The 25,205-nt window shown below is 51.7% G+C and carries 24 protein-coding genes; all 24 read right to left on the bottom strand.

Annotated features, from left to right (window positions below; genetic code table 11):
* Window positions 1-365: 365 nt before the first annotated feature.
* Complete coding sequence (locus tag NYE33_RS02185) at window positions 366-1,154, bottom strand: formate/nitrite transporter family protein (RefSeq protein WP_039299406.1); 789 nt, start codon at window positions 1,152-1,154, stop codon at window positions 366-368.
* 408 nt (window positions 1,155-1,562) lie between these two features.
* On the bottom strand, window positions 1,563-2,657 hold the full coding sequence (locus NYE33_RS02190) for a toxic anion resistance protein (RefSeq protein ID WP_039299403.1): 1,095 nt from the start codon (window positions 2,655-2,657) through the stop codon (window positions 1,563-1,565).
* Between the two features lie 13 nt (window positions 2,658-2,670).
* A complete protein-coding gene (locus NYE33_RS02195) occupies window positions 2,671-3,399 on the bottom strand; it encodes a hypothetical protein (protein WP_341064608.1) in 729 nt (242 codons plus the stop codon).
* Window positions 3,400-3,435: 36 nt separating this feature from the next.
* Window positions 3,436-4,491: an ATP-grasp domain-containing protein gene (locus NYE33_RS02200; protein WP_341064610.1), complete on the bottom strand. Its 1,056-nt coding sequence runs from the start codon at window positions 4,489-4,491 to the stop codon at window positions 3,436-3,438.
* On the bottom strand, window positions 4,488-5,321 hold the full coding sequence (locus NYE33_RS02205) for an HAD family hydrolase (RefSeq protein WP_341064613.1): 834 nt from the start codon (window positions 5,319-5,321) through the stop codon (window positions 4,488-4,490). Before NYE33_RS02205 ends, NYE33_RS02200 begins: the two co-directional genes overlap by 4 nt.
* Complete coding sequence (locus tag NYE33_RS02210; protein ID WP_336102886.1) at window positions 5,318-6,472, bottom strand: cysteine protease StiP family protein; 1,155 nt, start codon at window positions 6,470-6,472, stop codon at window positions 5,318-5,320. The genes NYE33_RS02205 and NYE33_RS02210 overlap by 4 nt, the downstream gene beginning before the upstream one ends.
* Entirely contained in the window at window positions 6,469-7,761 is a 1,293-nt protein-coding gene (locus NYE33_RS02215; RefSeq protein ID WP_341068571.1) for a phosphoribosyltransferase family protein, read from the bottom strand. Before NYE33_RS02215 ends, NYE33_RS02210 begins: the two co-directional genes overlap by 4 nt.
* A 76-nt stretch (window positions 7,762-7,837) precedes the next feature.
* Window positions 7,838-9,046 carry an HpcH/HpaI aldolase/citrate lyase family protein gene (locus NYE33_RS02220; protein WP_341064615.1) on the bottom strand — a complete coding sequence of 403 codons (1,209 nt, stop codon included), beginning with the start codon at window positions 9,044-9,046 and terminating at the stop codon, window positions 7,838-7,840.
* Window positions 9,047-9,278: 232 nt separating this feature from the next.
* Window positions 9,279-10,022, bottom strand: a complete 744-nt coding sequence (locus tag NYE33_RS02225) for a TerC family protein (RefSeq protein ID WP_042132991.1) — start codon at window positions 10,020-10,022, stop codon at window positions 9,279-9,281.
* A 27-nt stretch (window positions 10,023-10,049) separates the two neighbouring features.
* Window positions 10,050-11,372, bottom strand: a complete 1,323-nt coding sequence (locus NYE33_RS02230; protein WP_341064616.1) for a TerD family protein — start codon at window positions 11,370-11,372, stop codon at window positions 10,050-10,052.
* A gap of 93 nt (window positions 11,373-11,465) precedes the next feature.
* Entirely contained in the window at window positions 11,466-12,047 is a 582-nt protein-coding gene (locus NYE33_RS02235) for a TerD family protein (RefSeq protein WP_042132987.1), read from the bottom strand.
* A 51-nt stretch (window positions 12,048-12,098) separates the two neighbouring features.
* On the bottom strand, window positions 12,099-12,674 hold the full coding sequence (locus NYE33_RS02240) for a TerD family protein (RefSeq protein WP_042132985.1): 576 nt from the start codon (window positions 12,672-12,674) through the stop codon (window positions 12,099-12,101).
* A 29-nt stretch (window positions 12,675-12,703) separates the two neighbouring features.
* Window positions 12,704-13,300: a TerD family protein gene (locus NYE33_RS02245; protein WP_341064618.1), complete on the bottom strand. Its 597-nt coding sequence runs from the start codon at window positions 13,298-13,300 to the stop codon at window positions 12,704-12,706.
* 123 nt (window positions 13,301-13,423) lie between these two features.
* Window positions 13,424-13,870, bottom strand: coding sequence for a tellurite resistance TerB family protein (locus NYE33_RS02250; RefSeq protein WP_042132981.1), 447 nt, complete (start codon window positions 13,868-13,870; stop codon window positions 13,424-13,426).
* 256 nt (window positions 13,871-14,126) lie between these two features.
* On the bottom strand, window positions 14,127-14,849 hold the full coding sequence (locus tag NYE33_RS02255) for an amino acid ABC transporter ATP-binding protein (protein ID WP_042140674.1): 723 nt from the start codon (window positions 14,847-14,849) through the stop codon (window positions 14,127-14,129).
* A gap of 15 nt (window positions 14,850-14,864) precedes the next feature.
* Window positions 14,865-15,512 carry an amino acid ABC transporter permease gene (locus NYE33_RS02260; protein ID WP_039299378.1) on the bottom strand — a complete coding sequence of 216 codons (648 nt, stop codon included), beginning with the start codon at window positions 15,510-15,512 and terminating at the stop codon, window positions 14,865-14,867.
* A gap of 110 nt (window positions 15,513-15,622) precedes the next feature.
* Window positions 15,623-16,438 carry a transporter substrate-binding domain-containing protein gene (locus tag NYE33_RS02265; protein WP_081969796.1) on the bottom strand — a complete coding sequence of 272 codons (816 nt, stop codon included), beginning with the start codon at window positions 16,436-16,438 and terminating at the stop codon, window positions 15,623-15,625.
* A 260-nt stretch (window positions 16,439-16,698) separates the two neighbouring features.
* Complete coding sequence (aguB, locus tag NYE33_RS02270; protein ID WP_042132978.1) at window positions 16,699-17,574, bottom strand: N-carbamoylputrescine amidase; 876 nt, start codon at window positions 17,572-17,574, stop codon at window positions 16,699-16,701.
* Between the two features lie 160 nt (window positions 17,575-17,734).
* A complete protein-coding gene (locus NYE33_RS02275; RefSeq protein WP_341064620.1) occupies window positions 17,735-18,766 on the bottom strand; it encodes an agmatine deiminase family protein in 1,032 nt (343 codons plus the stop codon).
* A 147-nt stretch (window positions 18,767-18,913) separates the two neighbouring features.
* The gene (yfcE, locus tag NYE33_RS02280; protein ID WP_042132974.1) at window positions 18,914-19,456 is read right to left on the bottom strand and encodes a phosphodiesterase; all 543 of its coding nucleotides are present in this window, start codon (window positions 19,454-19,456) and stop codon (window positions 18,914-18,916) included.
* 473 nt (window positions 19,457-19,929) lie between these two features.
* Window positions 19,930-21,414 carry a glutamate synthase subunit beta gene (locus tag NYE33_RS02285; protein ID WP_341064623.1) on the bottom strand — a complete coding sequence of 495 codons (1,485 nt, stop codon included), beginning with the start codon at window positions 21,412-21,414 and terminating at the stop codon, window positions 19,930-19,932.
* Window positions 21,415-21,696: 282 nt separating this feature from the next.
* Complete coding sequence (locus NYE33_RS02290; RefSeq protein WP_341064626.1) at window positions 21,697-22,671, bottom strand: permease prefix domain 1-containing protein; 975 nt, start codon at window positions 22,669-22,671, stop codon at window positions 21,697-21,699.
* A 5-nt stretch (window positions 22,672-22,676) separates the two neighbouring features.
* Window positions 22,677-23,003 carry a PadR family transcriptional regulator gene (locus NYE33_RS02295; protein ID WP_042132969.1) on the bottom strand — a complete coding sequence of 109 codons (327 nt, stop codon included), beginning with the start codon at window positions 23,001-23,003 and terminating at the stop codon, window positions 22,677-22,679.
* A 156-nt stretch (window positions 23,004-23,159) separates the two neighbouring features.
* Entirely contained in the window at window positions 23,160-25,115 is a 1,956-nt protein-coding gene (pulA, locus tag NYE33_RS02300; RefSeq protein ID WP_341064627.1) for a type I pullulanase, read from the bottom strand.
* Window positions 25,116-25,205 lie beyond the last annotated feature (90 nt).

The following is a 25,205-nucleotide window of genomic DNA, read 5'->3' on the forward strand; positions in this document are numbered from 1 at the left end:
ACGTTTACCGGGCGAACTGTTCAATGCATGCTTGGTAAAACCGGGATGAGTTTTATGTAAAATTTGAAGAAATATATCTGGGAATTAATTCATTATAATCTATAATTATTCACGATCTTCCAAATCGCCTCCCTTACCCGCTACTGCCAAATAATCTGTGTCCCTTATAAGTAGCCGACGAAGCAGGGCTAGTTGTAATTCCGGCATTCTAAAAGGAAATGTAATCGGGAGGTTAAAACAGCTATAAAATTTACTATGAATTCCAGCAGGAACAAACAGCTTTTGTGTATATTTATCTCAACAAAAAGCAGAAAAGCGTTCCTCCATAACCGGAGAAACGCTTTTTGGTTTATTTGGCAGCCGCTTTAATGTGACTCCTCATCCAGGAACGGCTTATTCACATAGTAATACATCACGCCCATCAGCACCCCGCCGCCGATGAGATTCCCCAGCGTGACCGGTACAAGATTATGCACAACGCCTCCCCATGATATGGTGCCGGGGTGATCCAGCACGAGCGCAATTGCGAAGGTACACATGTTGGCAATACTGTGCTCATACCCGGAGATGAAGAAACAGAACACGAATAGAACCATGGCGAACATTTTGGCTCCGTCGCTTTTCATCGACATCGGGACGAAGAAGGCCAGACAGACGAGCCAGTTACAGAGAATAGCCCGGAAGAACAGCTGCAGCGCCGGGGCTTCCATCTTGTGAGCCACCACATTCAGCAAAAACCCGTTCACAGAGGAATCATAGAATAATCCGGTCAGAAAAATCAGCAGGGCAAACGCCGTAGCCCCAAGGATATTACCGATGTAGCTCACTACCCACATCCGCACTACCTCAGTCCATGCCATCTTGCGTCTCAAGGCCGCGTAGGTGTAATAGAAGGTATCTCCGGTAAATAAATCTCCCCCGCCGTAGGAAATGAGGATGATGGCTGCGCCGAACGTAATCGCAGCCATCGGATAGGTCATCGGCGATTGTTCCATATAGAAGAAGTTGCCGGTCTTAAACGCTACGATAACGCCGAATCCAATAAACATGCTGGCGAGCATGGCTCTGGCAATATACCGCAATATGCTTTGCCGGAAGATCTTCTGTTTCTTCAGTGCCAGCTTCTCCACCTGTAGCAGTGCCTCGTTCTCCATTTGACCTCCGTCTTAGCTTCGTATTTTCAGTGATTGTAGAGGCTGCTGTACAGCCTCCGGGTTATTATACCCAATAAACCGCTGGAAATTGCTTGAACCACAGAGCGTCAATATTTATGGAGCCTGCACACTATCCGAACCTGCCTTACAGGCCTCTATCATCCGGGTCATTCAGCCTGGCAATAGCTTCCGCTTTCTCACTGCTGGCTACGACGATAAGCACAACTATCAAACATCCCAGAATCATCCGCTTATCCCCTCTTTCTCCACAGGTCGCCTTAGTGACAACTTATGTGGGAGAGCGGAGCATTATGAATGCTGATTATCATGACAAAAAAAGCCCGCTGATCCCCATCAGCAGGCTTATTGCAATCCTTCGTATGTGCTTACGGGCCGCAGATCAAATCATCAGTTCAAAAAGCTGCTCAGCCCATTCTCCGCCTGCTTCAGAGCCTGCGGCTGCGAGCCCTCATTAAGCCCGAGCCGGTTGTTCAGCTGGGTGTTGATGGTCGTCATTTTGGACGTATAATCCTGGCAGCTCTCGATAATCCGCCGGTTGGACTGCTCCGAGGTATCCAGAGCACTTAGCAGATCGCCTATTGCCTGATTCACAGCTTCGAGTGACATGGACGGCTTGGAGAGCAGCTCCGTGGTCTTCTCGGTAGTTGTACGCAGCAACCGTGCGTTCTCCTTGAACTGATCCTCGATCGTCTTGTTGGTGGCTTCCACAGCGTTAATGACATTCTCCTGATCAGCCAGGGACATGGCAATCATCGCCGACACGGTGATCAGGTTAGAAGTCTTATCAATCGCGTTGTTTACGGAATCGATCAGCTTATCATTGTTGTCATTGATGATATCCGTTGCCGCAATCGCCTGATTGTAGAGCAGAATCATTTCGGTCATGGACTGAATCCGTACCATTACCTTGCGCAGTCCCCGTTCCAGATACGCCTTGCGGAACTCGTTCTCCGGCTTGGCGATTTCTACCTCGAACAGCTCCTTCAGCTTGTTGCCGAAGGCAATTTTGGTCTGCAGGTTATAAATCTCCTCCATCGAGGTGCGCTTCAGCTGGCGCATGTTGACGATGCTCTCTTCCAGCGTATCGCGGCCGTCGCGCAGACCGGTAATGATGGCATCAATATTGGTGCGGACGGACTGATATTTGTAGACATAATTTTTGAGCGGACTCTTGCGCAGCATTTTGCCGAAAAAGCTGACATTCTTGCTCTGCTGCAGCGTCTCGCACTCATTACGCAGCTTCATAATCATATTCGGCACTTCCACCCGCTTGCCGCTCATCAGGTCATTGACCGGACGATCCAGCAGCTTAAGGGTTTGTCCCGCTTTTTCCTGCGTCTTCACGCCAAGCTTGCCGATATCATCCATCAGGGAATCCAGGGCTACAGTATCGGTCTTGGACACCTTCTCAATTAACTGGGAAGCTTCCTCCACTACCTTCTGTTCATCTTCTTTTCTCAGCTCGATCAACTGCGTGGACATGGTTTTCCTCCTCCTATAGTTCGGAACTGCTGTAACGCTGATGAATCAGTTCCGCCTTGGTCTGAAGTTCCATCAGGTCTTTATGTTCGATCGTAGACGCAATATCGGATATTTTGGTATCGACATCACGCAGACCGTTCAGCAGCATTCTCCGGTTTCTCGTCTTGGCTTCGCCGCCCAGCCTCAGGAACGGATTGATCACACCGTTGAGATCCTTCAGCACCAGTCTGCGGACGGTGTGGTTGATCTCGCCATTGCCAAGTTCCTGCAGCAGAGGAATCACACGCTGCAGTCTGGCGAACAGCGCCAGTGACTTCTCGACGATCTCATTGTCCAGCGTATCCTTCTGCCCTTCAGATATAATCATATCCTCCAGAATGCTAAGATACTCCACTACCGGAGCGAATTCCGCTCCGATGGTAATCTCCCCTCTGGTCTCAGCTCCCGCTTTGACCGCAGAAGCCTGTCCCGCAGCCGGGAGTGGGCCTGCGGCCGGGGCGCTGCCAGCCGGTGGGGACTGAAGCGCCCCGGCTGAAGCTGCAGGAGCCGCTGCCGGCTCTTGGCCGGCGGGAATAACCTCCACCGGGAGATTCACTCTTGTGCGCCTGAAGCCCGGCACCGCAAGTGCGGCCCCGGCAACCGGAAGCAGCAGCGAGATCAGCTCGGGCAGGAACCCGCTGGTCAATACAGCCACAACATAGCCGGCCCCGGCGTATACCAGTACTTTGAATTTAGCTTGCATTCCTTCTCACCTCTTATGAGCGTGAATGCTCCACACTCAATTCACGGAATCCGTAACCACGGATTCTCCGTTTATTTTCATGATCAGCGGCTGCTCAACATGGCTTGCCAAGACATTGTGCGCGAATTCTACAGGCTGAACTTCGCCGCCCAGAGCGCTTTTGACTGCCAGATAAGGGAAGTTAATTCCGGACAGACACGAGATATGCAGGCCCCCGGACATCCGCGGATTAATCTCAAGCAGCTTGGGTACATCGCCGCTATATTTCATCTGGACATTGAAATTATAAGGAATCCGGTAGGTCTCGGCCACCCTGCGGGCAACCTCTTCCAGCTCCGGAATATGCTCCATCAGCCGCAGCCGTCCGCCCGCCTTACGGCGCGGGACAGCGGCAAGCAGATTGCCATGCGCATCTGCCAGACAATCAATACTATATTCATATCCCTCCAGCAGCTCCATAACCATCAGATTAGGAAAACTCTCCGCTCCGGAAAGAATACGGTAAGCATCCTCGAAGGAAATCAACGGCGTTACATGTCCAAACAGCTCTTCCAGCGGGCTGCGGTTATTATCTATAATCCGGAATCCGAGACCGCCCTCTGTTTCGGTCGGCTTGAAGCAGACCTTATGTCCCTTGGAGACGAGTTCTTCATAGGCTTCCTTGAACTGCTCTGCATTACTTACGACATGATAATCTGGAATCGTCATGATTCCGTTAGACTTCACACTTTCGTAGAACTTGCCTTTATCCATAATCATTTCCAGCAGATCCTGATCGCGGCAGACCAGCACCTTAGTCCCGATGGTATCGAACAAGGACACATGCCGGGCGATATCCAGCATATGCAGCCGCGGAATGAAAATATCAATCTCATTGCGGCGGCAGAAATCAACGCAGAACTGCACGTATTCGATTCCCGTAAGCTCAGGCTCAGCCCCTGCAACATCAGCACCCTGCAGCGACATATGGCGGATATCCGGGTGGGTGACGAATATTTGAACCGGGATGCCGTCTTCATTGTTCCGGATGAGATTCATGTAATGAAAAGCCACGGAAAACCAGCGATTGAAATAAATATTTACCTTTTTCATTGTGGCCCAACTCCCAATGCTGTCAAATTATTATAAATCGTTTGAACATACTGCATAATCTCATCCCCGGCAAATACACCCGATTGCTTCGTGAAAGGATACTCTAAGTTTACTAGACCCGCCTGCTGCTCGGCAAATATTTCTCCGTGACAGGGGGCAATGGCATAGTCCGCAGCCGCCAGCAGGCTCTTGTCCAGCAGGGAATCGCCTGAAGCGACCATCGGCTCTGAGCGGACGGTACGGCGGACATGAAGGATCGCGTCACTTTTGTTCACGGCCTCCGGCACAATATAGAGCTTGCGCCCCTGCAGCGATACCTTCCAGCCCAGTCCATCCAGCCGCTCAGCCATACGGGTAATCTCATCCAGCGGCAGAGAATCACGGTGTACTACGAAGGTGTAGAACAGCTCGTCACAATACCGCTCGCTGGTAATCCATTCTGCCCGTACTACAGAGCGGACAATCCTGCCGGCTTCCTCAGCCGGCACGGACCCGCGTTCCACCAGCAGCCCGACAGCCGCCCGCCATTCCGGGTCCACTACCCCGTTCACGAGAATGTTGCCTCCATTACTGGTAACGGCATAATCCGGAATAACGGTCTCCTGGAACAGGTTGATCCGCCGGTACTGTGCGATAGTGCGCGTAGTGACCGGCATGAAGACGATCTTCGCCGCAAGCTCTTTCAGCATATCCAGAGCCTGCTGCGATATATACGAGACCGTTCTGCCGTCAATCACTTCGGCCGGCACCAGACCGGGGGCATCCCCGGGAACTCCGATGGCATTCAGAGAGTAGATCAGCGTACGGTCCAGATCACTGGCGTAGATCATTCACTCTCCCCTTTCAGCGGCTTAATGATCCCGCAGCAGGAATACGTCAGTCCGGGGAATACCTCCACAGGTACACCACGGTCTTCGGCCAGCAGCAGAATATGCCGCAGGTTGGGATTGTCCAGCCGATCAACAAGGATTCTCCAGGGCACTCTGCGCAGCAGCACACGCGTGGTCTCGCCAACCCCCGGCTTCACCAGATTGATATTATCAATGCCGAAGGTCTCCTGGATACTGCGGATATCAGCCAGCCCCTGCCAGGTAATCTCCGGAGGATCCGCCTGCATCTCTTCAGCAAGCTTCAGCCCCTCCGCAGCCACCTCACGGAAATAAGGAGTCACAGCTTCCACGAATACATTAGACAGATCACTATCCAGCCATTCCTTATAGAACTTGGCACCATGGAACTCCTCCGGTCCGATCAGATCGTCGCGGAGCACGGTACGGCTCATCAGACCGGATACCGTAGAGTTCAGGCAAGCGCTTGGGATCAGATAATCTTCCCTTGTGCCGAAGGTTCCCGAACAGTATCCGGGATCGGCGAGCACCGCCAGGTCATCATTCAGGGTAATCCCATATTTGCTGTACATGCTCCCGCAGGCCTCGATCAGCACCTGGCGGATAGCCCCTTTGCCGGTCCAGCCGTCAATGAACTGCAGCTCCGCATCGCTTCCGTGCTGCTGCAGCATATATAGCACAGCGTTCTCATCGATACCTTTACCCCGGATAATCGAAATACTGTAATGCGGCAGATCCGCTTCATAGCGCTCCAGAATATACCTTTTGATCAGCACGCCTATCGGGGTACCTGCTCTTGCCAGTGAGACCAGAACCGTATTCGCCGTTCCCCGCTGAGCCACAATCATCTCAGATACGGCAGCTACAGCAAGCGCCACCTTCCTCGCGGTATGCTGCAATGTCTCATGGAACAATTCAATATACTGCTCCGTCGGCTGGTATTCTACAGGGAGCATCTCTGAGTAATGCACGCCCGACTGGATTGCTTCCTCCCGTTCGGCTGTTCCCCGCTCCAGGGATACATCGCTGAGGTCCTTGAGCAGAAACGTAACATCGGAGGCAGGGTAGCTGCCCAGCGGAACCGGAGGGGATATTCTTCTGTTCATTATCTCTTCCATTTCGATTCCCTTCATATCCGCGAGCCTCCAGTTTCAGGTTCAGAGGCCAGTATAATAAGATGCACCTTATTGCCTGCCAGCCTCTGCAAAATATCCGTCATCGGTTCAATCCGCTGCCGCGGCACATCCCGCTCAAGCAGCACAAAGATATCATCATACTGGCCGGGATCCACATTATAGATGAAATTGGTGATCTCTGTGTCGCCTGCGGACGGATACGCTGCTGCACTGTGCACACCGTAATCGGCACGGCGCTGCGGATGGATCGGACTGCGGGTAGAGGATTGATAGGACACGCCCTCACCCATCTCCGCGGCAATCCGCATCGGCAGATACATGAACTCGCCTACGCCCATCACCAAAGTGCGGGAGCCTTCCCGTAAGTCACGGAGCTTCCCGGCCACCCTGCTGACGCCTTCGTCAATCCGCCGGTTATCTGCAGATTCTAGACCAAAACGGCCGCTGTATTTCAAATAGGGGGAGAGATTCACAACACCCTGCGCATCCGCAGAGGACACCCGCAGCCGCTCTAACCCGTCCTGTATATACGTGGTCACTAGCTCTGCAACTGCTGCGGATGGTTCTGCGCTTCCGGCTTGCGGCTTCAGCAGAGGGGTTCCAGTCACCTCAATGCTGCCCTGCAGCAAAGATAAGGCGGTGATTCTAATTCCCAGCTCCTGCTCCAGATCACGGTAAGCCTGAATATTCGCGGTGCTCCGCCAATCCAGAAGTGAAGCCACTACATACTCGCGGCGCGGGAATTTGGACTGGATATCACGAATGGTATTGATCGCCGTATTGCCGGTCGTAATCTCATCATCTACCAGCACAATCGGCTCTGTTCCCGATAACAGCTTGGGATTCAGGGCGTAACAGAGATGATCTACAGCATGGGAATGCTCCTCTTCGAAGGTAACTACCGACTCCAGTTCAGGAATATTCTCACGGGTCGTATGAATATATGAGGCTCCGCCGGCAAACATGTTGTACATGCTGTGACCCAGGGCGGTAGCGGTTTCGGCAAAGCCGATAAATAAGGCAGGCTGAGGCAGAACCAGACGTGCAGCAAGCAGATCATGATAGGCCTCTTCCGCGAATTCAGGATAAATCAGGCCATGAACCGCCTGGCTCATCAGCTTGTCCATGATCTCCCGTTCAGCGCTATCCGCACTCATCTCTAAGTACAGGAGAAGGGCAAGTGCCGCTCCGCTAAGCAGAGGGGTATAGGGACCTACAGGAATATGTTTGCCAAGCACTTTGCTGACGAATAGAAAAGAGCGTTTCTTGTTGATACGGGCGGCCATGGAGAATAAGGCTTCCACGGGCATATGAAAGGGGTTGGAGGTTTCCGTTACCGTAACCTGCAGATTCTCGACGATATTAAACGTGTGTATATTCGTTCTCGGGTAGTAATCCGACAAAATGCTGTTGTTCATGTAACACCCCGTATATTTGAGATCGTAGTAAAATACGTCTAGCCCAGTTCAAATGCGGCTTAATTTCATTCATCTTGTTGTAATATTCGCTCTTGAACACTCCGCGGCTGCCATCATTGCTCTCCACAATACTTAAGGCGTCCACATATTCTTCATGCATTACTGTATACATCGCCTGCACGGGTCTGAGATGGGAAGGATGAATGATCGTTTTGCCCACAATACCGTTTTCCTTGTCCAAAATCACTTCACGGATCAGGCCATCCATCGAGCTGGAAATGTATTTATTCCGCATCTCACGGCCATGTTTGCCATAGGTATCTTCAAAAGGAGTCTCGCGAAGCTGAGGACGCAGAACCCGGTGTCCTTTGCTGGCGAAGTATTCCCACACAGGTCCCGAGATGACATACCCTTCTTCCACACGGCCAAATATATTAATAATATCCGACATGCAGTCGCGGATCGGCGTCAGGTCATAGATGCTGATATCGGGACTGCGCCGCAGTCCGAACAGGCTGGAGAAATCCGTTGCTCCAATTCTGACATTGAGCACATATTCGCGGTATTGCCCCAGCAGATCACGGATGGCCAGCAGGCTGTCCAGCCGGCTCTCCCGGTAGATGATCGGAGCATTCTCCAGAATCGGCATTCCGTACAGCACAGGGGCTGAATAAGTACGCGTGTTATTGTAGTCGGCAATGGCCTCAAAAAATTCCACACCGTTCAGGACAGAAAACTTGGGAAACACAAAACCGGTCAGCATCGTTATTAAAGAACCCAGCCGGAAAATCAGATCCTGCAGCTGCTCCGGATTGCGTACACGGATGAACAGCAGCGGCAGACTGCCTCTGGGCTCCGGATCATTCTCGGCGTAAGCGGACAGGAAGGCGAGATGCCGCACAACGGATTCTTCAGCATAATCCACCTCGCCATCCCCTATGGCATCCTCCAGATCTATGATTACCGTAACGAGCCCCGAGGCTCTCAGCTTAATAATATCTTCGGCAACACTGGACCTTGTAGCAGGCATATAAAGGGCAGCTCCGACGGCATAAGCCAGTAAATCCTTGCTGGTTGTATGATCAAATGAAACCGGCGGAACATGAAATAATGAAGTTTTCTGTTCTTGCGTAAGGTAATCGAAATATCTCAAGGCCTTTCCCCCTTAATGTTGTGCCAAGCACAAAACGAATAGCCTCTCCATATAGAGACAAGCAGAACCGGCTATGCCGTCCTCTCGGGGACGGCATCCGGCTTTCTCAAATACAAGCAAAGGCCATGCTATAACATATAACGATTACCCGGAAGCACGCCGGAGTCCACCCTTCCCGTGAACTCCCCGGCTTCCTGTACAGCTATGAATCTAAAGCTATCCATCAGGGGAATCAGGCTTTGCGGTTCGCCTCTTTTTTGCGTTTACTGGCGCTGTACACAATGGTACCCACAAACACTGCAATCAGAACCGTGAAGAAGATCACATGCGGCATCTCATACCCGAACGCACCAGCAAGCATTTTACCGGCAATAAGTGCAATGAGCAGGAAGGCTGACTGTTCCAGTTCAGGGTATTTAGCAATCAGCTTGAGGAATACCTGTGCCACGCCGCGCATCATCAGCACGCCGAGGATACCCCCCAGGAATAGCACCCAGACTTGATTACTAAGACCGAATGCAGCAACTACACTGTCAATACTGAAGGCAATATCCATTAATTCAACCAGGAGCACCGTCCTCCAGAAAGAGGTGCCTTTGTTCTTCGTCTCCCCTTCTTCTCCGCCACTCTTAAACAGACCTTTATAGGCAATGTAGAAGAGATACAGAGCACCTAGAGCCTTAACCTCCCAGAATCCAATCAGGAAGGTACCCAGACCAATCGCCAGGAATCTGAATAAATAAGCGCCGAGTATCCCGTAAAACAGTGCCTTACGCTGCTGCTCTTTCGGTAAATGCTTAACCATTACCGCCAGCACGAGCGCGTTATCTGCGGAGAGCAGGCCCTCCAGCAGAACCAGACTCCCTATAATCCCCCAGCTGACAGGATCGGAGAGCGTCGCTACAACATCACTCCAGGAGAAGAAATGCCCATAATTCTCACTGATACTCCTAAAAAAATCACTGAACCAGTCCATTCCACTTGCGCCTCCGGTAAAATAAAATTATTTGCTGCCTGCTACCCAGCGAAGCCCCCAGCCATAGGCCTCATCCATCTCCTTATGACCGCTGAAATATTGCACAAGCCGTTCAATACTGAAGGTCTCGTTGCCTACATTCCGGATCAGCGCGATGGCGCACATGCCCTTACGGTTGTTATGCTCGTCCAGATTAACGACAATATCCGGTCCTCCATCCTGCTTCAGGGTAACTACCCCATCCGCCTCAGACCAATTGGTAACTCCCTTGTAAATAAAAGAAAACACTAAAATTCTTTCGATTTGTGCAACCTTACTTCCGTTTATACGCAGATTCTCGCCGGATGTTACGGAGCCTGTCCGGTCATCCCCATCCAGCATGATGTACGGCGGCTGCTGCAGGTTGCCGAACGCATTACCCAGTGCCTGCACAACTCCCTTGCTGCCGTTCTTCAGTTCATACAGGCAGGCAAGATCGAGATCCACGCCGCCCTTGTTACGGCTGAACAGTCCACCGCCCTGCTTCTGATTCCAGTTCAGGTTGATGACGAGCTCACCGAGACCGGAGGCTGATTTCTTCAGGTTGATGGAATCGCCCTTCTTCTTCAGCTCAATCTTCTTCAGATTGAGATTCAGCGGCGGTGCGGGAGCTTCCGTCTGCTTCGGCGCAGGCGGAGGAGGAATTACTATAGCAGGTCTGGCTTGCTCCACCTTCGGTGGCGGCACCTGAAGCGGCGTGCGTTCCGGCGGTGCCGCCTTCTTCTCAGGCTGCGGTGCAGCCGCCGGAGCAGGCTCATCCTCCACTTCTATGCCATAGTTGCCGCACAGCGCTTTGAGTCCGCCGGAGAAGCCTGCAACGATCGCACTGAATTTCCATTCTTCGCCGTATCTATATAATTCTCCTACCACAACAGCTGTTTCCACAGAGAAATGATTTCCCAGGTTACACCGCAGAATTTCCGCCCCTGTCGCCTGATCCAGGATCCGGCACTGGGCCTCGCTCATCTGTCCGAACATTTGCTTGCGGTTCTCGCCATCATACAGGGTAAGGGTAAAGGCTATCTTCGCGATACCTGCAGGAATCTTGTCCAGTCCCACCTCGAATTGCTTAAGTCCCCCCGAAGCTGCACCCGGCACATCCTTATATCTGATATAAGGCGTAGACGGGTTATTATAAAAGATCAGATCATCGTCACTATTTACTTTGCCTTGCGCCCCGAGCAGGAACGCAGAGGCGTCAATATCCATGGAAGATGGAGCTTTCCACCCGATCTCTACAATGATATTGCGGATTCCCGGGTTTCCTTTGGTCAGGTCTGCTTTCTGCCCTTTAACTACTTCAGTACTCATTCTTACGCCACCTTTATAAATGGATAAGAGTGCAACTTATACACTTTTGTCTATAAAAAGGGCAGGATCGATGATGATCCCGCCTTTGAAGCTTTATTGTGCATCCAGTCCATAATTCTTGCATAGAGCGCTGAGCCCGCCGGCAAACCCGCTGCCGATCGCCTGGAACTTCCAGTCCGCCCCATGGCGGTAGAATTCACAGAAGACAACAGCTGTCTCGGTGGAGAAATCCTCACCCAGGTCAAACCGCAGAATCTCGCGGTCGCTGGAAGCATCTACAACACGAACAAATGCGTTCGATACCTGTCCAAAGTTCTGCACCCGCGTCTCATAATCATAGATCGTCACTGTAATCCCAATGCGCTGAATATTCGCCGGCACCAGGCTGAAATCTACAAGAATCTGCTCATCGTCCCCGTCGCCTTCACCTGTACGGTTATCGCCTGTATGGGTTACAGAGCCTGTCCCGCCGCTTGGGTTGTTATAGAATACAAAGTCGTCTTCGCCTTTGGCTTTGCCGTCCTCATGCAGCAGAAATGCTGAAGCATCCAGGTCGAAATCCTTGCCGCCGCTATACTTGTTTGTATCCCAGCCAAGTCCTACAACTACCTTCGTCAGGCCCGGATTGGTCTTGGTAAGATCAATCCGCTGTCCTTTGGAAAGACTGATCGTCACTGGCAAAAACCTTCTTTCCTCAAAGATTTAATTCCCGGAGTCATCAGGGTCTTATTGCAGACCGTAATCACGGGTCAGTCCGGAGAGGCCGTCTTTGTAGCCGCTGCCGATGGCATTGAATTTCCACTCTGCACCATTGCGGTACAATTCGCCGACAACAACGCCGGTCTCAACGGAGAAATCTTCGCCCAGGTCAAAACGGATCAATTCTTCACTGTTCGCATCATTCACGATACGCACATAAGAACGGGAGACTTGTCCAAAGTTCTGGCTTCTGGCTTCCGCTTCGTAGATTGTAATGGTGAACGCAATTTTATCAACATCCGCAGGAACATTGAGCAAATCAACCTGAACCTGCTCATCGTCTCCGTCGCCTTCACCTGTGCGGTTGTCGCCGGTGTGAACAACGGAAGCGTTCTCGTTCTGCTTGTTGTTGAAGAAGATGAAGTTTGTTTCTTTATCCACTTTGCCGTTAGCATTGGTCAGGAACACAGACACGTCCAGGTCGAAGTCCTTACCGCCATCGTATTTATTCGTATCCCATCCGAGGCCGACTGTAATTTTGGACAAGCCCGGATTAGTTTTGGTCAAATCGATTTTTTGTCCCTTGGATAAGTTAATAGCCATGAATAGAACCCTCTTTTCTCAAATTGGAATTAGATATAACGTTCAGCCAGTTGATTGATATGTGCTGCGTGCGCGCCTTCACCGATAGCTGCGAATTTCCACTCTTCGCCATGGCGGTACAGCTCGCCGCAGATCAGTGCCGTGAAGCCTGTGTAATTGTCCGTCAGATTAAACTTGATCAGCTCGCCGTTCCCGGCCGCGTTGATAATCCGGATATATGCCGATTTGATCATCCCGAAATCCTGCTTGCGGTTCACCGCATCGTAGATGTTAACCACAACCAGAACCTTATGGACATCGGCAGGAATCGACTTCAGATTCACCATGATCTGCTCGTCGTCGCCTTCTCCTTCACCCGTCAGGTTATCTCCCGAGTGAACTACAGAGTTGTTCGTATTCTGTTTGTTGTGAAAGCAGACGAGGTTCAGCTTATTGGTCAGCTTGCCATTCTCATTCAGCAGCAGAGCGGAAGCATCGCAGTCCACATTCGCCTGTTTCTTGACACCAAAGAAGCCTCTTGCCGGTTCGGCAGGGTCCCAGCCCAGTCCTACGATTACGTTAGACAGTCCGGCATTCCCTTTAGTTAAATCGATCTTCTGACCTTTTACCAGATTGATTCCAGCCAACTTTACGTACCTCCGTTTCCAGTAGTAATCACTGCCTGTAAGTCCTTCTTGCGGGTGTTATATCAGTGATACGATGGAGAAACGCCTAAGTTTCATCCAATTGCGGATGCCCCCCGGCCTGTATTACAGGCTGAATTCGCTTGGGCTCAGTCCCAGCACACTGCAGATATTCCGGACAACCGCTTTCTCATGCTCATCGAAGTCGCCGTCAGCCGCACCGATCGCGGAGCATACGCCCACAATGACACGTCCGATCTCCGGTTTGCCGCTGAATTTCGCGATCGATTTGAGCGCTTCCTGCTTGCCGATTTCCGGCGAGAACTCGAAGTTGCTTACATAGAAGTTGAACTGGTTGATGACATCTCTCATGTCAAATACCTTCAATTCATTGCTGAGGTTCATATATCCGGCCATTTTGTTCTTCTCGGATTCCTCAATCTTGCCGTCAGCCGCAGCAACCAGTGCGCAGCCTGCAACTACCGCGTTCATAAAGTCTTTATTTTTAAACTTCTTAACTTGTTCTGTCAGTCCGGTTTTTGTCGTATTTAGCCAATTTTTAAATGTGCTCATCGTATTCTCCTTCTATCATTCTGAATTATGACCAGTAGAACGGGCTGTGCCGTACTATAAGCACCATATCCGCTTCTGCCGGAAATATAAGGATAAATTATTATGCGTAGCCCATAAATCCTTATACTTTAAAAAAAGATATCCCCGAGCCTCCTCCCCGCCATTCCGGGCAGATATTCAACCGATGGTCCCATTGCCTAATTCTTACTCTTCTAATATAACCGATTAAATAACAATATTCTACTTTGACAGATTCTCACAGTACCTTGGACAGGAATTCCCGGGTGCGCTCATGTGACGGATTTCCGAACAACTGCTCGGGTACCCCCTGCTCCACTACAATTCCCTGTTCCATAAAGAGGACACGGTCTCCCACTTCACGGGCAAAGCCCATCTCATGCGTTACTACAACCATAGTCATTCCTTCACTGGCCAAATCCTTCATGACCGCCAGCACCTCGCCCACCATCTCGGGGTCCAGTGCAGAAGTCGGTTCATCAAACAGCATGATCTTCGGCTCCATCGCCAGCGCGCGCGCAATCGCCACACGCTGGGCTTGACCGCCCGAGAGCGAGGATGGATACATCTCCGCCTTCTCGCTCAGTCCCACCTTTTGCAGCAGCTCCAGCGCTTTTTGACGGGCTTTGTCAGCCGGCCATTTGCGGACCTGCATCGGGGCCAGCATAATGTTCTCGATCACTTTTTTGTGCGGGAACAGATTGAACTGCTGAAAGACCATGCCTACTTCGGTACGGATATCGTTAATCCTTGTGCTTTTGGCCATCAAGGAAGTGCCTTCAATTATAATATCGCCTTCCTGCGGCTGCTCCAGCAGATTGAGGCAGCGCAGAAAGGTCGATTTGCCCGAACCCGAAGGTCCGATCACCACCACAACCTCCCGGCTGTGAATGTCGACGCTGATATCGGTCAGTACCTTATGGGCACCGAAGGATTTATGCAGATGCTTGACTGAGATAATAGGCTCCATATAGGGTTACACCTTCCGTTCGATATAATTAAGCAGCTTGCTGAGGGAGTAGGTCAGAATGAAATAGATCAGTGCAGCGGTCAGATAAGGCTCCCAGATCCGCAGATATTGGCCCTTCATAGTGTTGCTCCAGTACATAATCTCCGGTGCAGCAATCAGCGCCAGCAGCGAGGAATCCTTAACGAGGACGATGAATTCATTCCCGAACGCCGGAACCATCCGTTTGATGGCCTGAGGCAGAATAATGAAGCGCATCGCCTGGAGTTTGGTCATCCCGAGTGACAGGGCGGCTTCCCGTTGTCCGGGGTCAATTGACTGGATGCCGGCACGGAAAATTTCAGCGGAATACGCCGCGGAATTGAGCGAGAGCGCTACAAATGCGCTCATCAGCGCATAGGTTTTACCATAGAACAAGGGAATCAGCCCGAAATGGACGATCAGAATCTGGACGTACAGCGGTGTTCCGCGGAAGATGTTGATATACGCATGAAACGGCCAGCGGAAATACCATCTGGGTGCCATTTTGCCGAACCCGATAACCAGTCCCAGGATGGACCCGCACAGGATCGAAACCAGCGATACGCCTATGGTGAACAGGGTCCCCTTAAGTAAAACCGGTAAATAATGAACGATGATGTCGAATCTGAAATCCATAGAACTCTTCCCTTCTCTTCTGCTTATAGCTTTCTCTATGTTTCTCTTGTGTTTCAAAAAAAGAAGCATGCGCAATAGCAATCATTACGCATGCTTAATTGTTACTCCGCTTACTCTGCGCTCAAAAGTGTGGCCGTATCCGGCTCATCGCCGAACCATTCTTTGTAGATTTCCGCATATTTGCCGTTCTCGATGATCTTCTTGATCGCCGGGTCCAGCTTGGCTTTCCATTCACTGCCCTTAGGATAGAGGATACCGTAATATTCGGAACCGAAGTTCTCCTTGTCGATGATACCGGTCAGCTTCTCATTCGGATTGTTCTTGATGTATTCGTTCACGATGGCGATATCCGCAACCACCGCATCCGCTCCGCCGCCGTTCAGCTCCATCAGGGCTACGGCATTGCTGTCATAACGCTTCAGATTGCCGTTGTCGATCCCCATAATGCCGCTCATGAGATCATCCGCAGTTGTTGCTGCCTGAACGGCAACCTTCTTATCCTTCAAATCAAGAGCAGACTTGATATCGCTGCCTTCCTTAACCATGATCATGTTCGTGGATTCGAAATAAGGAATGGAGTAGTCATAGGTTTCCTTGCGCTCATCTGTAATGGATACCGAAGATAGCCCCGCCTGATATTCAGTGCCTTGCTGAACACTGGTCAGCATCGTATCCCAGCCTGTGTTAGTCACGGTGTAATCGATACCCGCTTCCTCCATAACCGCTTTAATGAAATCAATGTCAAAACCCTTGATAGTGTCTGTATCCATATACTCCATAGGTGCATAACTGGCATCGCTGGCGAACTTGATGCTCTCTCCGGCCGCATTGCCGCTGCCTGCGTTATTATCCGAACCACAGCCGACCATTGCCAGGACCAGGAATGCCACCATACCTGACATTGCCCATTTTTTTCTGATTCCCATGCTCCAATCCCCCTACTTATTTATAAAATAACTTAAAGAGATTTTATCAGATTAAAGCGATGGTGACAATTAACTTTTCCTGTGTATGTTATATAACATGACATAATATCGATGTATTGTAACATTTACAGCTGCCTAATCTTAGAATTCAGGTCTATCTTCATATAAAAAGCAGCCAGGAGGCTGTCCGGAGAGCGATATCCCCGGCAGCGTCCTGGCTGCATGCTATCATAATTGTTATTCGATTCATTCATTTCCAATCAGAACGTCAGGTCCCCGTCATATGAAGCAATCAGCCGGTACAGCTCCGGACGGCGGTCGCGGAAGATTCCCCATTCGATCCGGCCAACCTCAAGCGCATCAAGATCAAATTCACTGACCAGTACACCCTGCTCATCGCGCCCGGCTTCGGCAATCTTGTTGCCCTGCGGGCCGGCAATGAACGAAGAGCCGTAGAAGTTAATGCTGGAATCCTCGTCAATCTCCTCACCGATCCGGTTGGAGGCGACGACAGGAATCAGGTTAGCGGCTGCATGACCCAGCATGCAGGTCTGCCAGTGATCCTTGGAATCGATCGAGCCGTCCTGCGGCTCCGAGCCGATAGCTGTAGGGTAGAACAGAATCTCCGCCCCCATCAGACTCATTACCCGCGCTGCTTCCGGATACCATTGATCCCAGCAGACGCCGACACCGATTTTGGCATAACGGGTATTCCACACCTTGAAGCCGGTATCGCCCGGGTTGAAGTAGAACTTCTCTTCATAGCCGGGGCCGTCAGGAATATGGCTCTTGCGGTATTTGCCCATCACCGTTCCGTCGGCATCAATCACGGCCAGCGAGTTATAACGCGCGTAGTTCTTTTTCTCATAAAAGCTGATCGGCAGCACCACTTCGAGTTCTTTGGCTATCGCCTTGAAATGGTTCACAGCCTTGTTGTGCTCTAGCTCGGTGGCATAGGCGTAATAATCGGATTTCTCCTTCTGGCAGAAATACGGTGTCTCAAACAGCTCCTGCAGCAGAATAATCTGCGCGCCCTGGGCTGCCGCTTTTCTGACCAGCGTCTCGGCCTTGCGGATATTCTCATCAATGTCGCCGGAACAGCTCATTTGTGTTGCGGCTACTTTTACTTTTCTCACAGTTGTTCCTCCCATTATGAACTTTAAATTCCCATCTGGGCGAAGTGTAACTGCGGTGAATGTTTGGACTTCCGGCCGCTTTCGCTCCTTCCGGTTCCAAAATTCCCCTCCGTTACTTTTGCCCTTTATGTTGTTAGTGAGTTCAACTTCAAGTTACAGCTTAGTTCACAGCAGGCATCTGTTGGGTGGTGCAGTGCACGTTCCCGCCTTCACCAATTACGGCCATTCCGTTCACTGTGCGGATTCTGCGTTCCGGGAACAGTCCGGCAAGCGTCTCTTCGGCAAGCCTGTCTGTCTCTGCCGCCGTACCGCAGAATACCGGCAGGATAATCCCGCCGTTTACAAAATAGAAATTCAGATAGCTCAGGGTCAACCGGCTGCCTTCATAATCTACACGGGGCGGCTGCTGAATGCGGATAATCTCCAGCTTCCGTCCCTTGGCATCGGCAGCCTGCTCCAGAATACGCAGGTTCTCCTCCGAAATGGCATAGTTCTCATCCTGCGGGTCCCCGCAGACCTGGATGATCACCTTGCCCGGCGCGGCAAAGCAGGCGATGTTATCGACATGACCGTCCGTCTCGTCCCCGCTGAGGCCGCGCTTCAGCCAGATGATCGACTCAGTTCCCGTATATTGCTTCACTAAGCCGGCAATCTCTTCCCGGTTCAGCTCAGGATTGCGGTTCGTGTTCAGCAGGCATTCTTCGGTAGTCAGCAGTGTACCTTCGCCGTCGGTATGAATCGATCCGCCCTCCATGACAAGCGGTGCATCGAAGCTGCTGATCTCAAGCTGCTCCAGAATTTGCGGAGCTACCTTATCGTCAAGATCCCATGGCGAATATTTGCCGCCCCAGGCATTGAACTTCCAGTTCACACCGGCAAGCTTGCCTTCAGCATTCACTACAAAGGTCGGTCCGTTATCGCGCAGCCAGGCATCATTGTGCTTGATAGGCAGCAGCGTCACATTAGCCCCAAGTCCGAGCTGTTCTACTGTCTCCATATCATCAGGGTTCACAATCACCGTTACCGGCTCGAACTCGGCAATGGCTCTGATAATCTCGGCATAACCCGCACTTACCGCCGCATGGTTGTCCGGATATACCATAGAGTCCTGCACCGGCCAGGAGATGAAGGTCCGTTCATGCTCGGCCCATTCCGCCGGCATTGTATAGTTTAAATCTTTGGGATACGTCATTTAGTTACCTCTGCCGTTTATATTTGAAGCTGCCCTGTTAGCCGCAAGCTCCTCACCCATCATACAATAATATGCCTGTGTGCTCAATTGCCGGACCGCAATAATCCCCCTGGAAATATCCAGAGGGATTAGCGTTATGCTGCTATTTTACAGTGTAATATGCTTAATGACATTGCCCGCAAAATCCTTGATGCTGAATTCACCATTGTCCAGGATTCCGTAAGAATTGGGATTGTTCTCTTTGGGCAGGGAGATCGATCCGGGGTTAAGCACAACAATACCCTCCTTCACATCCGCCACCGGCAGATGCGTATGTCCCTGGATGAACACATCCTGCGGGGACAGCGCCGGCAAGTTATCGATGCTGAATCCATGCCCGTGCGTAGCGTAAATCTTCCGGCCCTCATGGAGAATCATTACGTAGTCGCCCATCATTGGGAACTGCAGGAGCATCTGGTCTACTTCAGCATCACAGTTACCTCTCACGGCAACCAGCGATTTACCATAAGCATTCAGCCTGTCAGCAACGCCCTGGGGATTATAACCCTCCGGCAGCGGATTTCTCGGCCCGTGATACAGGAAGTCTCCCAGAATAACCAGCGTGTGCGGCTGCTCCTCCTCCGCCTTGGCCAATGCCTGCTCCAGCCAGTGCAGCGACCCGTGAATATCGGAAATAAACATTAGTTTCATCTTTGTTCTTCCTCTCCGTTATATAGCTTTAGCTTAATGATGTCCGGGTAATTTTTTGAAATCCCAGCCTCTGCTGCCACAGGAATTTTGGACTACCCACTGTTAGTGGTGGAATCCTGCACGAAATACAACATTCTCCTCACAATATCGGGCGTAATCGGAAATTGTTGTACGAAAGGCAGCAATTGCTCTCCACCAGGCGGCTTTGCGGGACAATTGCTGTATTTCATACAACAATCCTCCCAAACACCCCGGTATCGCCCAATTAAAGTTGCAATACGTACAACAATTATGCCTGTGCAATATGAACTTAAGAGTCTCCGGTTCTGGTTCTGCCAGCAACGAATCAAACAGGAGGAATGGGGTAACTCCATGCATCCATTGTAAACGCCCCCGCCCGGTCAACGCAAAGCAAGACGCCCCGGCGGGGCGCCCTGCTGTTAACTCCGCTTACTCGTATATCTAAAAGCTCCTCATGGCAGGTTGGACGAGCCCATCAGGAAGCGGTCCACTTCACGGGCGGCCTGACGGCCCTCGTTAATTGCCCAGACCACAAGACTCTGGCCGCGCCGCATGTCGCCGGCCGTGAAGACACCCGCCACACTCGTGGCCTGCGCGCCAAATTCAGCCTTAACATTGGAACGCTCATCGCGTTCTACACCAAGCTGTCCAAGTACCGTTTCCTCCGGTCCGGTGAAGCCCAGCGCCAGCAGCACCAGCTGCGCCTGGATAACCTCTTCACTGCCCGGAACTTCAACCGGTACCATCCGGCCGTCCTCCGTACGCTTCCATTCAATGCGCACGGTGTGCAGCTCCTGCACATGTCCGTTCTCATCGCCGGCGAAGCGCTTAGTGTTCACAAGATAGCGGCGCGGATCTTCTTCATATAGGGAAGCGGCCTCCTGCTGCCCGTAGTCCACCTTCAGCACCTTCGGCCACTCCGGCCAAGGATTGCCCGGCTGGCGGGTTAGCGGTGACTGCGGCATAATCTCGAGCTGGATAACGCTTCGACAACCATGGCGGATAGAGGTAGCTACACAGTCTGTACCTGTATCGCCTCCGCCGATAACAACAACATCCTTGCCCGCCGCCGACAGATATTCACCGTCAGCCAGCCCGGAATCCAGCAGGCTCTTCGTATTCAGGGTCAGGAACTCCATCGCCTGATGGATGCCCCGCAGCTCCCGGCCTTCCAGCGGAAGCTCCCGCGCCTTGGTAGATCCGCCGCAGAGAACTACGGCATCATACTCCTCCTGCAGCTGAGCTGAGGGGATATCCCGGCCGATCTCGGTCCGGGTTACGAAGGTAATCCCTTCCGCTGTCAGCAGATCCACCCGGCGCTGAACCTTCTTCTTATCCAGCTTCATGTTCGGAATGCCGTAGGTCAACAGACCGCCAATCCGGTCAGCCCGCTCATATACCGTCACCGTGTGTCCCGCCTTGTTAAGCTGCGCTGCACAGGCAAGCCCCGCAGGTCCGGAACCGACGACCGCAACCTTTTTACCCGTACGGGTAAGCGGCGGCTCAGGTACAATCCAGCCTTCGGCAAAACCTTTATCTACAATCGACTTCTCAATGGATTTAATCGTTACCGGATCGCCATTCTTACCAACGGTACAAGCGCCTTCACAAGGCGCAGGACAGACGCGTCCTGTAAATTCAGGGAAGTTATTCGTCTTATGCAGCCGTTTCAGCGCTACCTCCCAGTTACCGCGGTATACCATGTCATTCCATTCCGGAATGAGGTTGTGCAGCGGGCAGCCGCTGGCCATTCCGCTCAGCAGACGTCCTACATGACAGAACGGTGTTCCGCAATCCATGCAGCGGGCACCTTGCTCCCGCAGCTGGTCTTCCTCCAGCGGCACCGAAAACTCATTCCAATTCTTAATCCGTTCCAAAGGCTCGCACTCCGCAGGCGTACGCCGCTGATATTCTAAAAATCCGGTTGCTTTACCCATTCCTGTCTCCTCCGAGTCTCTCTGATTGGCCGCCGAAACTATAAAAAGCGGCATTCATGCCCACATTTGGCTCCAAAAAGAAACCTACTCTTCTGTCGCCAGCCGTCATTCTGTCACTGTAAAGCAGCGAAGCAAGAGGCTGCACAGGGGTATGGAATCACCCCGGCACAGGCTCTTGCACGGTTGTAATAAGGGGAATAAATGCCTTCATATTAACATCTATCCGCTAAGCGCGAACATGAGCAATGTCACCTTTTACAGCAAACGGTTCGGCACCGGAACTCAGGCTGCGTCTTTCTTCTTAAGAATATTGTAGGCGGAGCTGAATACCCCGAACAGAATCCCTGTTACAGGAAACACGATCCAGTTGATGTGCCACTGATCGTACACAAACCCGCTGACCAGAAAGACGCAGGTAACGAGCGGCCAGACGATGGAGGCTACTGCACCGATGACCCGGTCCTCTTCCTTCTTTTCTTTACTGAAATCCCCGGTCTTCAGCAGCATCTGATACGCTCCCCGGATATTCCCGTAATAGACAAAGAGGAATACAGCTACAGCCACAATAGCCAGAAGCACTACTACCCCATACGATGCGCTATCTTCACCGAAAGCCGAGGCTACAAAAATAGCGATTGGCGACAAGACGATCAAGCAGACTCCCGTAATGAGCGATAGAGTATACGTTGCGGCAAAACCGGACTGCCTCTGCTGAATATCCGCTTCCAGATGGTAAGGCAGATGAAACCCGGACTCCAAATATTTATACTTTTCCATTCGCATGCCGCTGTAAATAAACATCGCAATGGCCGGAACCAGCAGAACTAACAGAAAGCCTACCCCGATCATGCTCATCGCATCCTCCGAAAAGACAGAGCTCATGAACCCGTTCTCCCCAAGACCCGCAATCAGAATGAGCAGACCGGCGCCCACCATAATCAGCCCTGTGCCCAGACCTATAAGCAGCCCTGATCTCCTTTTGGCAGCAATGAATTCCTCCGTCTCCATTTCAGTAAGCATCGGAACCAGCTCTTCCTTACGGACCTCCCCGATGCCCAGCTCGCTGATCAGCTCATCAATATTGCCGAATTCGGAAATGACGATACCTACCGCCTCGTTCTCCGACTTCCCGTCATCCTTCAGTTCGTGATACTTCTCCTCCATGTTGCCAAGCAGCTCCTGCTTCAGCTTATACATCTGTTCCGTTCTGGGCAGAGAAGCGAACATATTGTTCAGATAACCTACGATTGTATCCAAGTTCATCACAGCTCCTTTATGAATTTGTTGATGACTTCTTGCGTGACTTGCCATTCCTCGCATTTGGCGCGGTAATAGGCCAGGCCCTGCGGGGTGATACGGTAATAAGTACGTCTTTTCCCAAAAGTCTCATCCAGATAAAATGAATCGATATATCCGTTCTTCTCCAGCCGGGTGAATGCGGAATAGAGCGTAGTTTCCTTCATAATGTATTTCTCTTCCGAAAGCTTCCGTATATTCTTGGAAATCTCATAGCCATAAGACTCCCCGTCCAGAAGCATGTAGAGGATCATCGTATCGTTGTATCCCCGGATAACGTCACTGCTGATCAATTGCCTGCCTCCTATACTTCATCTGTCGTAGTAATTAGGTTCATTGTAGCATAATTACTACGACAGATGAAGTAGTTTTTATCCCGGGAAAAGGTTTATTTATAACAGGCAAAAAAAACAGGCTGCCCGGGCAGCCTGTTCTGTCTTTCAGGTATATTACAGCACAGCCAGTACAACCATTCCAATGCCTCTGGCCGCTAAAATTCCGTTGTCCAGCTGTCCCGCATGCTCCCCGCCGAACAGAACCGTCCATTCCCCCAGCATAGGCAGCTCAAGAACGGCTCCATCCGGATTGGCATTGTACAGGACGTAGAGATGCTGTGCGGAATCTCCCCCGGCATGATCTCTTAGCGAGAAGGCAACCGAATGCGCCGGAGACTCCTCGAAGACCAGATGGTCACGGATTTCATCGGCGGTCCGCAGCCGGAAGGCGGGACGTGCCGCGCGCAGCGCAATCAGCCGCTTCATGTAATCTACAGATTCCGCATGGGCGGCGCAGCGTTCCCAGTCCAGCCAGTTGTATTCCACTGGCGATTTATAGCTGTTCTCGATCCCGTCCTTGGTCCGCATGAACTCCTGTCCGGCATGGATGAAGGGAATCCCCTGGCTGGTCAGGATCATCGCTGAGGCCAAGTGGTGCATGGCGCGGCGCTGTTCATCCGTTATCCCTCCGGTGGACAGCAGAAGCTTATCCCATAACGTGTGGTTGTCATGGCACTCCACATAGTTAACACTTTGCTGCGGCTCCTGGGCGTATTGCCCGAGGCCCGGCCCGTAGTAGATCCCTCCGGCAATCCCGGCCTTCACATTCCGTTCAAAGCCGCTACCGCCGCTAATGAAGCCTTTCTGGTCATGCAGAAAAATATTGCCTTTGACCGCATCGCGGTAACCGTCGTTGAAATGTCCGATGCCCGGCAGCTCATTGGCATGGCGCTGGTTGGCGCGGAGATCCTCTGCCAGCTCCGTATCCATCACCCAGCCCTCCCCTATAGTCATCAGGGAAGGATCAAGCTCATCGAGCCGGCGGCGGATTTCTGTCATGGTGCCAATATCAAGCAAGCCCATCAGATCGAAGCGGAAGCCGTCGATATGATATTCCTCCGCCCAGTAGACTACCGACTCCACGATGAAACGTGACATCATCTTCCGCTCTGAAGCGGTGTCGTTACCGCAGCCGGAGCCGTTGGACAGCCGGCCGTCCTCTTTATAGCGCAGATAATAGCCGGGAACCAGCTTGGTAAAATTCACGCGGAACCCGTCATAGACATGATTGTAGACAACATCCATAATGACACGCAGGCCGCGGTCATGCAGCGCCTGTATCATAGTCTTCAGCTCCTTGATGCGCAGGCCCGGCACATACGGGTCTGTAGCATAGGAGCCTTCAGGCACATTATAGTTCTTGGGATCATATCCCCAGTTATAATGCGGCTGATCCAGCCGGGTCTCATCCACGCTCTCCGTAGCATAATCGTAGACAGGGAGCAGCTGCACATGAGTCACCCCAAGGGCGGCAATATGGTCAAGGCCGGTCGGAATCCCTTCAGGGCCGCGAGTACCGGCTTCTGCCAGGCCTAAATATTGTCCTTTATGCGTAATCCCGCTGGCGGGATGCATTGACAGGTCGCGCAGATGAAGCTCATAGATCACCGCATCAACCGAATCCTCCAGCGGCGGCTGCTCCTGCGTCCAATGCTCAGGATCTGTCTTACGCATATCAAGAATTGCACCTCTGTCACCATTCACACCGACAGCACGGGCGTAGGGATCTGCTGCTTCATTCCACAAATCGCCCAGCCGCACACGGTAGGTGTAGAATTTCCCGTTCAGATCACCGGGAATGGTAATTCTCCAGGTTCCCCGGACATCCCGGATCATAGGAATATGCTGTCCGGCTGCCTCCTGCCATGATTCATAGAGCACAAGCTCTGCCTCCTGGGCGGTAGGCGCCCATAAACAGAACGCCGAGCCGGTCACTGAATAGCTCAAGCCAAGATCGCTTCCGTCGTAGCTGAACAGTTCATCAAATTCCCGGTCAAACACGGATATACCGCTGGTAGCCGCCGGATCACCATAATAGATCGGCTCCTTCATTTCCTTTTGCACGGACAAGGCCCCCGCCTCCTTTACCCTTTATAAAAATATACGTCTGCTTATACTGGGAGTTACACTAAATCCATTCTTCATAAATGGAATTTTATC

Origin of the sequence: Paenibacillus sp. FSL R10-2199, assembly GCF_038000235.1 — a bacterium.
In the GTDB taxonomy this organism is placed as follows: Bacteria; Bacillota; Bacilli; order Paenibacillales; family Paenibacillaceae; genus Paenibacillus_AQ; species Paenibacillus_AQ phytohabitans.